14 protein-coding genes are annotated in these 13,241 nt (G+C 72.0%); 7 read left to right on the forward strand and 7 right to left on the reverse strand.

Annotated features, from left to right (window positions below; all coding sequences use genetic code 11):
* On the reverse strand, positions 1 to 402 hold a 402-nt coding region (locus ABFX54_RS26145), incomplete at its 3' end, for a hypothetical protein (RefSeq protein WP_346108934.1).
* A 253-nt stretch (positions 403 to 655) separates the two neighbouring features.
* The gene (locus ABFX54_RS26150) at positions 656 to 1,255 is read right to left on the reverse strand and encodes a helix-turn-helix domain-containing protein (protein ID WP_346108936.1); all 600 of its coding nucleotides are present in this window, start codon (positions 1,253 to 1,255) and stop codon (positions 656 to 658) included.
* Between the two features lie 271 nt (positions 1,256 to 1,526).
* Between ABFX54_RS26150 and ABFX54_RS26155 the strand changes: the two genes are divergently transcribed.
* The 5 genes from ABFX54_RS26155 (at position 1,527) to ABFX54_RS26175 (ending at position 4,949) form a co-directional block, all read left to right on the forward strand.
* Entirely contained in the window at positions 1,527 to 2,153 is a 627-nt protein-coding gene (locus tag ABFX54_RS26155) for a class I SAM-dependent methyltransferase (protein WP_346108938.1), read from the forward strand.
* 133 nt (positions 2,154 to 2,286) lie between these two features.
* Positions 2,287 to 2,775, forward strand: coding sequence for a DinB family protein (locus tag ABFX54_RS26160; protein WP_346108939.1), 489 nt, complete (start codon positions 2,287 to 2,289; stop codon positions 2,773 to 2,775).
* A gap of 129 nt (positions 2,776 to 2,904) precedes the next feature.
* The gene (locus ABFX54_RS26165; RefSeq protein ID WP_346108941.1) at positions 2,905 to 3,036 is read left to right on the forward strand and encodes a hypothetical protein; all 132 of its coding nucleotides are present in this window, start codon (positions 2,905 to 2,907) and stop codon (positions 3,034 to 3,036) included.
* Positions 3,037 to 3,290: 254 nt separating this feature from the next.
* A complete protein-coding gene (locus ABFX54_RS26170; protein ID WP_346108943.1) occupies positions 3,291 to 3,938 on the forward strand; it encodes a PadR family transcriptional regulator in 648 nt (215 codons plus the stop codon).
* A gap of 162 nt (positions 3,939 to 4,100) precedes the next feature.
* Positions 4,101 to 4,949 carry an alpha/beta fold hydrolase gene (locus ABFX54_RS26175; RefSeq protein ID WP_346108945.1) on the forward strand — a complete coding sequence of 283 codons (849 nt, stop codon included), beginning with the start codon at positions 4,101 to 4,103 and terminating at the stop codon, positions 4,947 to 4,949.
* A gap of 19 nt (positions 4,950 to 4,968) precedes the next feature.
* On the opposite strand, the gene ABFX54_RS26180 is transcribed toward ABFX54_RS26175, so the two are convergent.
* The 5 genes from ABFX54_RS26180 to ABFX54_RS26200 all read right to left on the reverse strand — a co-directional run bounded on the left by ABFX54_RS26180 (position 4,969) and on the right by ABFX54_RS26200 (position 10,628).
* On the reverse strand, positions 4,969 to 6,570 hold the full coding sequence (locus ABFX54_RS26180) for a penicillin-binding transpeptidase domain-containing protein (RefSeq protein WP_346108947.1): 1,602 nt from the start codon (positions 6,568 to 6,570) through the stop codon (positions 4,969 to 4,971).
* Between the two features lie 49 nt (positions 6,571 to 6,619).
* Positions 6,620 to 7,279: a lysophospholipid acyltransferase family protein gene (locus tag ABFX54_RS26185; protein WP_346108949.1), complete on the reverse strand. Its 660-nt coding sequence runs from the start codon at positions 7,277 to 7,279 to the stop codon at positions 6,620 to 6,622.
* Between the two features lie 344 nt (positions 7,280 to 7,623).
* Positions 7,624 to 8,220: an NUDIX hydrolase gene (locus ABFX54_RS26190; RefSeq protein ID WP_346108951.1), complete on the reverse strand. Its 597-nt coding sequence runs from the start codon at positions 8,218 to 8,220 to the stop codon at positions 7,624 to 7,626.
* Positions 8,221 to 8,267: 47 nt separating this feature from the next.
* Positions 8,268 to 8,552: a hypothetical protein gene (locus tag ABFX54_RS26195; protein ID WP_346108953.1), complete on the reverse strand. Its 285-nt coding sequence runs from the start codon at positions 8,550 to 8,552 to the stop codon at positions 8,268 to 8,270.
* 84 nt (positions 8,553 to 8,636) lie between these two features.
* On the reverse strand, positions 8,637 to 10,628 hold the full coding sequence (locus ABFX54_RS26200) for a HelD family protein (RefSeq protein ID WP_346108955.1): 1,992 nt from the start codon (positions 10,626 to 10,628) through the stop codon (positions 8,637 to 8,639).
* Positions 10,629 to 10,694: 66 nt separating this feature from the next.
* On the opposite strand from ABFX54_RS26200, the gene ABFX54_RS26205 reads away from it, so the two are divergent.
* On the forward strand, positions 10,695 to 11,297 hold the full coding sequence (locus ABFX54_RS26205) for a TetR/AcrR family transcriptional regulator (protein ID WP_346108957.1): 603 nt from the start codon (positions 10,695 to 10,697) through the stop codon (positions 11,295 to 11,297).
* Positions 11,298 to 11,587: 290 nt separating this feature from the next.
* Complete coding sequence (locus tag ABFX54_RS26210) at positions 11,588 to 13,210, forward strand: SulP family inorganic anion transporter (protein WP_428834575.1); 1,623 nt, start codon at positions 11,588 to 11,590, stop codon at positions 13,208 to 13,210.
* Positions 13,211 to 13,241 lie beyond the last annotated feature (31 nt).

Raw genomic sequence — 13,241 nt, forward strand, 5'->3', positions numbered from 1 at the left:
CATGAGTTGGGTGTGGAAGTAGTTCACATGCTCCAGCACCGCGAACAGTCCGAACGCCAAACCTGGCCAGCTTCCAGCCCCCGGATCGTTCACCACCGCCCAGGCGATGAACAGCAATCCAACGACCAGCGCGGCGACGTTACCCCTGCGGGCGACCGCGAAGGCTCCAGCTCCTGGGAGGGACTTGTCGTGCGTGGCGATCTGGCGGTGTTTGGCGAACCAGTACCCTGCACCCTCCAGTAGGAGAAGCGCGAACAACGCGAAGCCCACGCTGTTCGCCATCGTCACCGGAAACCCCACCGAGCCGAACCAGAGCACCGCCTGAAGGGGGATGTTGAGCAACTCCAGCCAAGTCAGTGACCGCAACCGTCGCAGAACCCAGGCGCGGGGACGATGATGCATCCAGCGACTATGGCAGCCCCGCTGTCGACAGCGGAAATCGGATCCGGCCGTCGTCCCACCCGGCGTGGGAGCGGGCGTGCGGCATGGGGCCGCTCGCAGAGTGCGGCGTGGAAGGCCGCGCACTCGTCCGTCAGCGGTCATGGGGGCAACTACGGAGTTACGTGAGATCGTTAACGCGATCCGCTTCCAGGGACGAACCGGGGTGCCGCACGACCTGCGGCCCCAGAGCGCGACGTACTGGTTTCCGCCGCGTCTAGCTTTCGTCGTGGGACGATCGCCGAGATCGGGCGCGTACGTGCGCGCGTACTCCTTGCAGACCGAACAGGACCAGCACTTCCACCGCGCCACCGTCCGCACTCCCCAGCCAGTGCGGCAGCGACGTGTCGAACTCGGCGATCTCGCCGGCCGTCATCGTCAGGTCGCGCTCGCCGAGCACCAGCCGCAGGCGGCCGTTGAGCACGTACAGCCATTCGAAGCCTTCGTGCGTCTGCGGTGTCGGTTCGAGCGGTTCCGGCCGAGCGGGGATGATCATCTTGAACGCCTGCGTGCTGCCAGGCCGCCGGGACAGTGGAACGAAGATCATCCCGTGCCGCCGGATCGGCTTCAAATGGATCCGGGGGTCACCCGTGCGCGGGGCGCCGACGAGGTCGTCCAGCGGGACGTCGTAGGTGCGGGCCAGCGGCAGCAGCAACTCCAGCGTCGCCCGGCGCTGCCCGCTCTCCAGTCGCGACAGTGTGCTCTCCGACACCCCTGTCGTGGCAGCGAGGTCGGCCAGGGTGATCCCGCGCGCACGGCGCAGCGCCCGCAGCCGCGGCCCCACCGCGTCGAGGACCTCCTCCGTCGCGCCGTCCACGAGGCCATCTTGCCAGAACCGCAAGAACGCGTGCCAAATCGGGCAGGGCTGGCGAGACTGAGCGAGTTCCGGCCTGAGGCGCGTTCAGGCCCGCAGCACCTTACGACCTGACACGCGTTCCGGCCAGAGCGCGTTCCGGTCAGAAGGGGTTCTGGGCTGGGCGCGTTCTGGCCCGAAGCGTGTTTCGACCCGAGCGCGTTCCGTCCTGGGGCGCGTTTCGGATCGCGAACGTTCCGATGAGCGCAGCCACCCGGCAGCAGAGGGAGTTTCGATGAGCACCACCGACATGACCACGTTCTGGGACGGCGTCTACGCGGCCCGGCCCGCGGCCACCGACCCGCGCCCGAACGACCGACTCACCGAGACGATCGCCGGCCTGCTGCCCGGCAACGCCCTGGACCTCGGCTGCGGCGACGGCGGCGACGCCCTGTGGCTCGCCCGCCAGGGATGGCACGTCACCGCCGTCGACATCTCGGCCGTCGCGGTCGAGCGGCTCGCCGCCCTCGCCCGCTCATCCGGCCTGGACGATCGGATCGTCACCGAACGGCATGCCTTGCACGAGTCGTTCCCACAGGGCGAGTTCGACCTGATCTGCGCCCACTACCTGCACACCCCGTTCGACGTGGACCGCGCGGCCGTCCTGCGCACGGCCGCACACGCGCTGCGTCCGGGCGGGCGGTTGCTGGTCGTCGATCACGGTTCGACCATGCCGTGGTCATGGAACCAAGACCCCGACGCTCACTATCCGTCCCCGCAGGAGATCGCGGCCGGCATCGGCCTGGACCCGGCGGCGTGGACGGTCGAGCGCGCCGACACACCCCGCCGAATCGCGACCGGACCCGGCGGCCGCACGGCCGAGGTCATCGATCACGTCCTCCTCATCCGCCGCACGGCCTGACCGATCACGCGTCGGCCCGTGCACACGGCACCGCCGCACGGACCGAGCCCGGCCGTGCGGCGGCCCGAGTCCGGCGACGCCGCTGCCCGGTCCGGCCCCGCGCCCGAGCCGTTCCCGTACGAAGGAGATCACCATGACCACCGCCTCCCGCCGCCGCCGCGACACCTCGCCGCCCCGTACCGGAGGCACCGAGATCGAGGTCCTGCGCGGCTTCCTCGACTACCTGCGCGCCTCGATCGCCGCGAAAGTCGACGGCGCCCCTGAACCCCAGGTCCGTACGCCCGCCGTACCCTCCGGAACGAACCTGCTCGGCCTGCTCAACCACCTCACCTCCGTCGAACGCGCCACTTTCCTCGGGGAGGAGGTCACCGGCTGGCAGGCGACGTTCCACGCCGCGCCGGCGGACAGCGTCGCCGACGTCGTCGAGCGCTACCGCAGGACCGTCGAGCGCGCGAACGACGTCCTCGACCGCTGCACCGACCTCGCCGCCCCGCTGCCCAGGACGGGCCGTCCGGGGCCGAGCGTCCGCTGGGCGCTCACTCACCTGATCGAGGAGACCGGCCGCCACGCCGGCCACGCGGACATCCTGCGCGAACTGATCGACGGCACAACCGGCCGCTGACCGACCACAGCACCCTTTCCAGACCGAAAGTCCGAGGTCCCAAGCAGTGGCCGTGGCACCGCTCCTCCTGAGCACCGTCCGCCAGACGCCGGCCCGGACGCCGGCCTGGGGCTCGGCGCGCTCGCCTCCATGCTGGTGCGCGGGAATTCGTCGGTTTTCTGGCTGACCGTAATCGAGTCCGTACTCCTGCTGTTCGTGTTTCTCGCCCTGCTGGTCGCGCTGACGGGCAAATGGCGCGGACGACGTTCACTCACACCGTGACCGGATTTCTGATCGCGGGCGGGTGCGTGAACGTCCTGGCGAATGCTTTCGGCAGAGTGCTGAACAGCGAGCATTTCCTGGTCGTCGTTTCCAGCGCGCTTCCCGCGGACACCCGTGACCTCCCGTCCATCTGGCTCGGCCTCTCACTCCTGGCCGCCGCCCATGCCGTACGCCGAGCCCCGAACGGCCCTTGCCGAGTAGATACTCGCAGCCGTATACTCGCAGACGAGTAATAGAGTGAGGGAGTGTGCGGCATGGCCGAGCGGCGTCCGGTGAGCAACCTGCTGGCTCTGGCCGTGCTCACCGTCGCCGTCCAGCGCCCGATGCACCCGTACGAGATGGCCTCCATCCTGCGCGCCCGTGGCAAGGACCAGGACATGCCCATCAAATGGGGCACCCTCTACACAGTCGTCCGCAACCTCGACAAACACGGCCTGCTGGAGGCGGTCGAGAGCGGCCGGCAGGGCGCCCGTCCCGAGCGGACCGTCTACCGCGTCACCGAGGCGGGCCGCAGAGAGGCCGAGGACTGGACCCGGGCGCTCCTGTCCACCCCCAAGCGCGAGCCGTCCTCGTTCGAGGCCGGCCTGTCGGTGATGGGCGGCCTGGCCCCCGACGAGGTGACGAAGCTGCTGCGGAGCCGGCTCGGGTCGCTGGAGGAGCGGATCGAGGCCGACCGGCGGGCGCTGGAGGAGCATCGGGACGAGCTGCCCAGGTTGTTCCTCGTCGAGTCCGAGTACGCGCTGGCGATGTTGGAGGCGCAGGCCGGCTGGGTGCGTTCGCTGCTGGCGGAGCTGGCCGAAGGCACCTTCCCCGGCCTGGACGCCTGGCGCGACTTCCACCGGACCGGCCGCATGCCGCCCGGCCTCGCCGAACTCGCCGAAAGGGGAGCGACAGAAGAGTGAAAAGCCCGGCGGAGGTGCGGCAACACCACCGCCGGGAGACCTCGCCGACCGAAAGACCCGCGAAGCGGAGCCCCGGCCCACGAGAGGGCAGCTCTACGATAGCCGGGCTTCCTTCGCGTGCCGACCGTACGGACCTCCCGTACGGAAACGATGGGAGCCCTCATGACCACGACCACCCTCGGCGCCGTCACGTCAGCCGACGGCACCGAGATCGCCTACCACCAGGTCGGGCGCGGCCCCGGCCTGGTGATCCTGCACGGCGCCATGCAGACCGGACACAGTCAGATCGAGCTGGCCCAGGCCCTGTCCGACGCCTTCACCTGCTACCTGCCCGACCGCCGCGGCCGGGGCCGCAGCGGCCCGGCCGGCCCCGGCTACGGTCTGCGCAGCGAGATCGAGGACCTGGAGGCGCTGCTCGACGCCACGCGAGCGCCGTACGTGGCCGGCGTCAGCTCAGGCGCGATCATCATGTTGCGCACCCTGCTCGAACGCCTGGACGTACGCAAGGCCGTCGCCTTCGAGCCCCCACTGTTCGAGGACGCGGACGCCTTCCCGCCGGACTGCCTGCCGCGCCTTGACCGCGAGCTGGCCGCAGGCAGGACCGCGGCAGCGCTCGTCACCGGCATGAAGGCCGCCCGGCTGGGCCCGCCGATCTTCCAGGCCCTGCCCCGCCGGGTGCTGGAACTGCTCACCACCCTGATGCTGAAGCGCCAGGACGGGCAGTCGTTCGGGCAGTTGGCGCCGACGCTGCGCCAGGACCTGGAGCTGGCCGCGCGGGCCGCGGGAGACCTGGCGATATACAGCCAGGTGCGGGCCGAGGTGCTGCTGCTCGGCGGCACCAGAAGCCCCGCCTACCTGCGTTCGGCACTCGCCGGGCTGGAGCGGGTCCTGCCGCGCGCCCGCCGCGTGCTCATGGAGGGGCTCGACCACAGCGCCACCTCCAACACCGCCCAGCGCGGCCACCCGGACCGGGTGGCCGCCGAACTCCGCCGATTCCTGCAAGACGCCTGACGGCAAAACGCCTGAAACGTCACAAGTGCTTGAGGAACGTGGCCGCCACCGGGGCGGCGACCGCCCCGCCGCCGCCCCCGCCCTCCACGACCACGGCGAACGCGACATCCCCCTTGAACCCCATGAACCAGGCGTGCGACTCCAGCTTCTCGCCCGTCCCGTACTCCGCAGTCCCCGTCTTGCCGTGAGTGCCCGCGGGCAGGCCCGCCGACTTGGCGGTGCCCTTGGTCACCACGGCCGACATCATCGTGTGCAGCCCGGACTTCACTCCGTCGGGCAGCTCGCGTTCGGTGGCCTTCTGCTTGATCGAGGGCACCAGTGTCGGCGGACGCCAGGTGCCGTCGGCGATGGCCGCGGCGACGGAGGCCATCGTCAGCGGGCTGGCCGTGATCCTGGCCTGCCCGAACGCCTCGGCGGCCAGCTCGGCGTCCGACGCGGCCTTGGGGAAGCTGGGCTTGGCGGCGGGCACGCCGATGCTGAGCGGCTGGTTGAAGCCGACGCTTTCGGCCGCTTCGAGCAGCTTGTCGGCCCCCAGCTTCTGCTCGGCCAGCGGCGCGAAGGTCGTGTTGCACGAGTGGGCGAAGGAGTCGAGGAACGACAGGCTCCCGAACTCCTCCTTGTCGGAGTTGCGGATCTTGAGCCCGCCGACGGTGGCGTACATGGGGCAGGTCACCTTGTCCTCGGGCGACATCCCGGCCGCCAGCAGCCCGATCGCGGTGACCGCCTTGAACGTCGAGCCCGGCGGATAGCGGCCGTCGAGCGCCCGGTTGAACCCGCCCACGTTGTTGACCACGGTCAGGATCCCGCCCGTCGAAGCCCGGATCGCGACCAGCGAGGCGGGCTTCTTGACGGTCTTGATCGCGGTCACGGCGGCGGCCTGCGCCTCGGGGTCGAGCGTGGTCTCGACGGGCTCGCCGTCGGCGCCCTCGATGGTCTTCAGCGTCTTGTCGCCGAGCCGGATCTCGGTCGCGGGCCGGCCGGCCAGCCGCTTCTGGAAGGTCTCCTGCAGCCCGCCGCGCCCCACCGCCTGCCCGACCTTGTAGGACGAGCCCAGCTTGGCCACGTCCTTCTTGGTGGCCTTGTCGAGGTAGCCGACGAGCTGCTGGACCGACCCGCCGACCGTGCCGGTGTCGATGCGCTCGCCGGACGCGTCGGTGATCTTGGCACGGTCCGGCCAGCTGGTCTTGAGCGAGAACGCCGCTCCCTGCGTCATCGACGGGTGCAGCGTCGTGGGCTTCCAGTCGACCTTCCAGGTGCGGTCGGCCACCACCAGGCCGATCTCGCCCTCGTAGGTCCACTCGCCGAGGTTCTTCAGGTTGAGCGTGGCGGTGTAGGGGACGGTGGCGCGGCCGTCGCCCTCGGCGACCCGGCCCAGCTTGATCGCGGCCGACTCGACCGCGAGCGCGCTGCGCTGCTGGTCGTAGGCGCCCAGCTGCTGCGGCGTGGCCAGCTCGCGCGTCATGGCGCTCTTGTCGCCGGCCTGCCAGGCCGCGGCGAAGCGCTGCGCGGTCTCGGCCGGGGTGCCCCTGGTGTGCAGCACGTAGTACGCACCGCCGGCCGCGGCCCCCACCGCGAGCACGGTGGCGCCGGAAACGATCGCGATGGTACGACCCCGTGCCACTGATCAGCCCCCCGTTTCCCGGCGCCAGGCGTCCGAGCCCGGCGTCGTGCTATGACATGCCATTGGACGCCTTGTAACTGGCCGCGTAGGTCGGCACGTATTCCTGGCCCGACAGCCGCTGGATGGCCATCATGATCTCGTCGGTCACCCGCCGCCGGTCGCGCGCCTTGGTGTGGTCGCCCTCGAACCGCATCGGCCCCCCGATCGTGATGCCGATCGGGGCGGGCCTGGGCACCTTCGCGCCCACGGGCAGCACCTTCTCGGTGCCGCTGAGCGCCACCGGCAGCACCGGCGCGCCGGTCTTCAGCGCCAGCCAGGCCACCCCGATCTTGCCGCGGTAGAGGCGGCCGTCGGGGGAGCGGGTGCCCTCGGGGTGGATGCCGAACAGCTCACCCCGCTCCAGCAGCGCGGCGGCGTCGTCGAGCATGGCCTGCGCGGCGTGCGCGCTCTCGCGATCGATCGGCAGGCTGCCGCCCAGCCGCATGAAGAAGCCGGAGACGGGGTTGCCGGAGAAGTACTCGTTCTTGGCCGTGAACGTCACGTGGCGCGGCAGCAGCGCGGGCAGCAGGAACGAGTCGAGGATCGAGAGGTGGTTGACGGCCAGGATCGCGGGGCCGGTCCGCGGCACGTGCGCCGCGCCGGAGATGTGCGGCCGGCACATCGCGTTGGCGAGCGGCGCGGAGGCGAACTTGACCACTTCGTACAGCAACGAGCTCTCCTGATCATCGGGCGGGCGGCCACCCCACAATAAAGCAGGCGTCCCGCCGGTGCGGCGGGACGCCTGGGAAAGCTTTTAGGCCGATGTGGCGGTCGCCTCCTCGGCGAGGTGCACAACACGGCTCCAGCCGAACGGTATTCCGTGAAGGCGGTAATTTGCGGCCCGGGGGACACAGACCACATCGGCAATCTTGAGTTAAGCACACCGTCCGGCAGGAAAGGTAATCGCGGCCTCCGCTTTGAGCGTGGTTTCGACAGGTCGCGGGCCCTCAGGCCCTCGCTCCAGGGCGGCCGGGCCGCGCATCAGGCCCTCGCTCCACTGCGGCTGAGCCACCCTCAGGTCCTGGTCCAGTGGGGCTGCGCCACGTCGAAGACCCGTTGCTCGCGCCCGCGCAACGCCACCTCGGCGAACTGCCACAGGATCGCCCCCGTCGGCGCGTGGATCACGATGGAGGGCCCCAGCGGCATCTGCAGCAGCTTCCCCTTCCAGCGCGGCACCCCCGGCGCCAGGAAGCGTTCCACCGGCACCGCGTGCACCGAGGCCACCTCGCGCGGATCGGGCACCGGCTCCTGCCGGCCGCCGAACGCCACCACCGGCGTGATCACGAACCCTGAGTCGGTGACGAAGTCGTCGAGCAGCCCGGCCACCTCGACGCCGGTGACGCCGGTCTCCTCGGCCAGCTCCCGCAGCGCCGCCGCCACGGGCTGCTCGCCGTCGTCGGCCCTCCCGCCGGGCAGCGCCCACTGCCCGGGGTTGCGGCCCCTGGCGGCGCGCCGGATCACGATGACGTACGGGCCGCCCCCGGCGTCCTCCAGCACGCACACGGTGACGGCGGCGCGGCGCACGCCTCCGGCCGGCGGGACCTGACGGCGGTCGAAGGCGGACAGCCGGGCGGTGACCTGCTCGCGCAGCGCGTCGATGGGCGAAAGCACCCCTCAAGGATCGCACGGGGCCGTACGGACGGCCCTGGATCCGTACGTCAGCGCGGGACCAGCAGGATGCTGAGCATCGTGCCGGCCAGCATGGCCGCGCCCGCGGCGATGGCCGCCCAGCGGCCCAGGGGCTCGCCGCGGGTGTGGCCGACGATCCCCAGCACGACGCCCGCCAGGCCGAACAGCACCGGGACGTACAGGACGGCCACCACGGCGCAGACGAACCCGATGATCGACAGGACCTGGTCGCTCACCCTGGGCCGGCGCGCGGGAGCCGGCGGGGGCGGCCGGCCCGGGTCGCCGCCTGGGGGCGGGTCCTGCGAAGCGGTCACGGGCGGCTCCTTCCTCAGGGTGAACCACATCACACACCGGACGGCAGGCCCTGTCGAGCCACGCGTACCCGGCGTCTGCCCATTTCAGGTGGCTGCGGCGGGCAGGACGAGCTCCGGCGGCAGCGGCCGGGCGTGCACGACGTCGAGGCGGGAGACGGCACGGGTGAGGGCCACGTACAGGCGGTTGAGCCCGCGCCGCTCCGCCTCGGCGATGGCGGCCGGCTCGGCCAGGACGACGTGGTCGTACTCCAGGCCTTTGCACAGCGAGGCGGGCACGACGCCGAGCCGGCCGCTCACGTCCAGGCCGTCGTTCCAGAGGGCGGACGTCAGCGCCTCCACCTCGGCGTCGGCCGCGATCACCCCGACCGAGCCCTCGAACGTGAGCGCGTCGCGCACCGCCGCGACCACTCCCTCGCCCAGCCCGGCGGCGCGCGTCACCCGCAGCCGTCCGTCCGAGCGGTACGAGCGCGTCGCCGGCACCTCTGCCTTCAGCGCCGTCAGCAGCGTGTTGGCCAGCGCCACCACCGCCGCCGGCACCCGGAAGCCGGTCGTCAGGGCGATCACCTCACCGTCCGGCTTGCCCAGCAGCTCCATGCGCGGCGCCCACGAGGTGGCGGCCCACGACGTGGTGCCCTGCGCCAGGTCGCCCAGCACGGTCAGCGAGCCGTGCTCACTGCGCCTGGCCACGGCCCGGCACTCCATCGGCGACAGGTCCTGGGCCTCGTCCACGATGACGTGCCCATAGCCGCGCGGACGCGCGATCAGGCCGGCGAGCTCGTCCAGCAGCACCAGGTCGGCCGCCGTCCACCTGGCGCTCTTGACGCTTCGAGGCGGCCTGGCCCAGGTGACGGCGGCGCGTTCGGCCTCGGTCAGCACGCCGCGCGCCGGGTCGGGGGCGTCGCCCGAGGGGCCGCGCAGCACCTCGTACAGGATCTCCTGCGGCTTGACGGCGGGCCAGACGCCGTCCAGCCACGCGGTGACGCCGCGGCCGATCCGGCGCAGCCAGGCGGCGTTCGCCGTCGCGCCGCGCGACTCGGCCTGGCGGCGCACGGCCGCCACCACGCGGGCCCTGACCCGTTCGCGGCCCACGCCGTAGGGGAGGGACTCGCGCCGGGTGTCGTCCACGACGCGGCGCAACTCGTCCTCGGGCACGCGCCAGCGGTAGGAGCCGTCGGCGACCGCGACCGGCTCGACCGGCTTGCGCACGCGGCCGTACAGGGCCCGGCGCAGCACCTGCGCCATGCGTACGTCGTGCTTGACCAAGGCCGCCTCCTCCGCGTCCTCGGCCGTGACGGGGACCGTTCCGAGCAGCCGTTCCAGCGTGGTCTGCTCGACGTCCACCTCCCCGAGCGCGGGCAGGACGGCGGAGATGTAGCCGAGAAAGGCCCGGTTGGGGCCCAGCACCAGCACGCCGTCGCGGCCGAGACGGCGGCGGTGCGCGTAGAGCAGGTAGGCGGCCCGGTGCAGGCCGACGGCGGTCTTGCCGGTGCCGGGCGCGCCCTGGACGCAGATCGAGGTGTCCAGCTCGGCGCGTACGAGATCGTCCTGCTCGGGCTGGATGGTGGCGACGATGTCGCGCATCGGGCCGACGCGGGGCCGCTCGATCTCGGCGGCGAGCAGCGTGCCTCCGCCCTCCTCGCCGCGCGCCAGCCGTTCGTCCTCGAAGCTCGTCAGCATGCCGTCCGACCAGCCGAAACGCCGGCGTACGGCGACACCGAGGGGGTCGCGGGCGCTGGCCCGGTAGAACGCCCGCGCGACCGGCGCGCGCCAGTCGATCACCTCGGGCGGGCCGCCGTGCTCGCCGCTGATGTGCCGCCTGCCGATGTGGTACGCGCGCCCGCCGTGCTCGGCCGAGTCCGGGCCGAAGTCGAGCCGGCCGAAGAACGGCGGGCCGTCGGGCGCCTCGCTCAGCTCCTTGGCCAGGCTCTTGAGGTGGCGTCCCAGGCGTTCGGCGCTGTAGCGGTCGCCGGCCACGGTCTCACCGGCGATCACGTTGTCCCGTGCGCCGTCCAGCATCCTGCGCAGGCCGGCCCGGCAGCGTTCGACATGCTCGCGCTCCTCGTCGAGCGTTCCCATCACGCCTCCAGAAACATTAACCGGGTTAAGAGATTGACCAGGTTAACACTTTGGTAGAGTGCGTCCATGACGGGACTGCGGGAACTGCAGCGGCGGCGCGTGCACGAGGCGATCTCGGAGGCGGCCATCCGGCTGTTCCTGGAGCGCGGCTTCGACGCGGTGCCCGTGGCGGAGATCGCGGCGGTGGCGGGGGTCTCGAAGCCGACGCTGTTCAAGTACTTCGCGTCCAAGGAGGACCTGGTCCTGCACCGCATCGCCGACCACCTCGGGGAGTCGGCCCGGGTGGTGCGCGAGCGGGAGCCGGGGCTGAGCCCGCTGGAGGCGCTGCGCCGCCACTTCCTCGACCGGCTGGCCGCGCACGACCCCGTCACGGGGCTCAACGACCACCCTGACGTGGTGGCGTACCACCGCCTGGTGTTCTCCACCGCGCCGAGCCTGCTGGCGCGGCTGCACCAGCACATGGCCCGCGACGAGGAGGCTCTGGCGGAGGCGCTGGAGGGATCCCATGATCGCCTGACCGCCGCGCTGCTGGCCGGCCAGGTGATGGCCACGCAACGGGTGCTGGCCCGGCGCAACTGGTCGATGCTCGCCGAGGGCCGCCCGATGGCCGAGGTGGAGCCGGAGGCGGTGCGCGCGGCCGGACGGGCCTTCGCGATGTTGCCCGCCTGACTTTGTCCAGGGGCGTTTTCACGCCTGGCGAACACCTTTCCCCGTCCAGTTTGGCCAGGTGAGACGGGGTGCAGTTGATACGCTGACGATCTCTTCACCAATTGCAGAGTTATGCAATTGGGGACAACGCGGGGTTGTCTTTACCCAGAAGGAGTGATCATGGGCGAACCTTTCATGCGTGCATGCAGTCACAGGATCGGCTCGAACGGTGACACGACGTGAGCGCGGTGCTCGCCGCGGGCTGGGGCCGCGTCCGCAACGTGCTGCCCGAACGCGCCGCGCTGGCCGCCATGCGCGACCGTCCCCGTGACGACCTGCTGGCCGGGCTCACGGTGGCGATCGTCGCGCTGCCGCTGGCGCTCGGCTTCGGCATCTCCTCCGGCCTCGGCGCCACCTCCGGCCTGGCCACCGCCGTGGTCGCCGGAGCGCTCGCCGCGCTGTTCGGCGGCTCGGCCCTGCAGGTGTCGGGCACCAGCGGCGCCATGACCGTCGTGCTCATGCCGATCATGAGCGCCCACGGCGCCACCGGCGTCCTGACCGTCGGCCTGCTCGCCGGGCTGCTCCTCGTCGGGCTGGCCCTGGCGCGCGCCGGCCGCTACATGGCCCTGGTGCCGGCGCCCGTCGTCGCGGGCTTCACCGTCGGCATGGCCGGCGTCATCGCGTTGCAGCAGCTCCCGCACGCGCTCGGCGTCCCCGCCCACGACAGCGACAAAATCGCCGTCGTGGCCTGGCACGCCGTCATGGACTTCCTGTCCAGGCCGCACTGGTGGGCCATGTCCACCACGCTGACCGTGGCGGCGGTGCTGCTGGTGGTGGCGAGCGTACGGCCGGCGCTGCCGCTCTCGCTCGTCGTCGTGGCCGCCGTCACCCTCGTCGTGGAGCTGGCCGGGCTGCCGCTGGCCAGGATCGGCCACCTGCCCGCCGGGCTGCCCGCGCCGTCGCTGGCGTTCCTCGACCTCCAGGTGCTGCCGTCGCTGCTCGCCCCGGCCGTCGCCGTGGCCGCGCTGGCGGCGCTGGAGTCGCTCCTGTCGGCCGCCGTCGCCGACAACATGACCGGACACCACCGGCACGACCCCGACAGGGAGCTGTTCGGCCAGGGCATCGCCAACATCGTCACGCCGATGTTCGGCGGCATGCCCGGCACCGGCGCCATCGTGCGCACCGCCGTCAACGTGCGCTCAGGCGCCCACTCGCGGCTCGCGGCGCTGGCCCACGCCCTGATCCTGGGCGTCATCGTCTACCTGGCCGCCGGACTCGTCGCCAAGATCCCGCTCGCCGCGCTCGCCGGCGTGCTGCTGGCCACGTCCGTGCGGATGGTGGAGAAGGACGCCGTACGCGCCATGTTCCGCAGCACCCGCGGCGACGGCCTGGTGCTCGTCCTGACCGCCGTCGCCACCCTCACCCTCGACACCGTCCTGGCCGTCATCCTCGGCCTGGTGGTGGCCGGAGCGCTGGCGTTGCGGGCGATCGCCCGCAATGTCCGCCTCGACCAGGAGCCGCTGCGCCACGACCTGCAGCCGCAGCACACCGAGGACGAGCACGCGCTGCTCGCCGAGCACATCGTCACCTTCCGGCTCGACGGGCCGCTGTTCTTCGCCGCCGCCCACCGCTTCCTGCGCGAGCTGTCGGAGGTGACCGGCGTGTCCGTCGTGGTGCTGCGCCTGCGCCGCGTCACCACCATCGACGCCAGCGGCGCCCGCGCCCTGGGCGACGCCATCGCGCGGCTGGAGAAACGCGGGATCCTGGTGTACGTCTCCGGCATCCCCGACGACGGCCACCAGCCGCTGGAGGCGCTCGGGGTGATCGCCCGGCTGGTCCAGGCCGGGCAGGTGTTCGCCACCACGGGCGCGGCCATCGAAGCCGCCCGCGAACGGCTGCACACCTCCGGCATCGTCCCCCGCCTGGCCGGCTGACCGGCTCGCGCGGCGCGCACTTTCCGCGCCG

This window comes from Nonomuraea maheshkhaliensis (genome assembly GCF_039529435.1).
Classification (GTDB): domain Bacteria; phylum Actinomycetota; class Actinomycetes; order Streptosporangiales; family Streptosporangiaceae; genus Nonomuraea; species Nonomuraea maheshkhaliensis.

Bases quoted from the DNA above. Each gene is read 5' to 3' on its own strand.
- ABFX54_RS26170 (WP_346108943.1), top strand. From the start codon at position 3,291: ATGGCCGAGCGGCGTCCGGTGAGCAACCTGCTGGCTCTGGCCGTGCTC.
- ABFX54_RS26175 (WP_346108945.1), top strand. From the start codon at position 4,101: ATGACCACGACCACCCTCGGCGCCGTCACGTCAGCCGACGGCACCGAG.
- ABFX54_RS26155 (WP_346108938.1), top strand. From the start codon at position 1,527: ATGAGCACCACCGACATGACCACGTTCTGGGACGGCGTCTACGCGGCC.
- ABFX54_RS26205 (WP_346108957.1), top strand. From the start codon at position 10,695: ATGACGGGACTGCGGGAACTGCAGCGGCGGCGCGTGCACGAGGCGATC.
- ABFX54_RS26165 (WP_346108941.1), top strand. From the start codon at position 2,905: ATGCTGGTGCGCGGGAATTCGTCGGTTTTCTGGCTGACCGTAATCGAG.
- ABFX54_RS26210 (WP_428834575.1), top strand. From the start codon at position 11,588: ATGCGCGACCGTCCCCGTGACGACCTGCTGGCCGGGCTCACGGTGGCG.
- ABFX54_RS26160 (WP_346108939.1), top strand. From the start codon at position 2,287: ATGACCACCGCCTCCCGCCGCCGCCGCGACACCTCGCCGCCCCGTACC.
- ABFX54_RS26200 (WP_346108955.1), bottom strand. From the start codon at position 10,628: ATGGGAACGCTCGACGAGGAGCGCGAGCATGTCGAACGCTGCCGGGCC.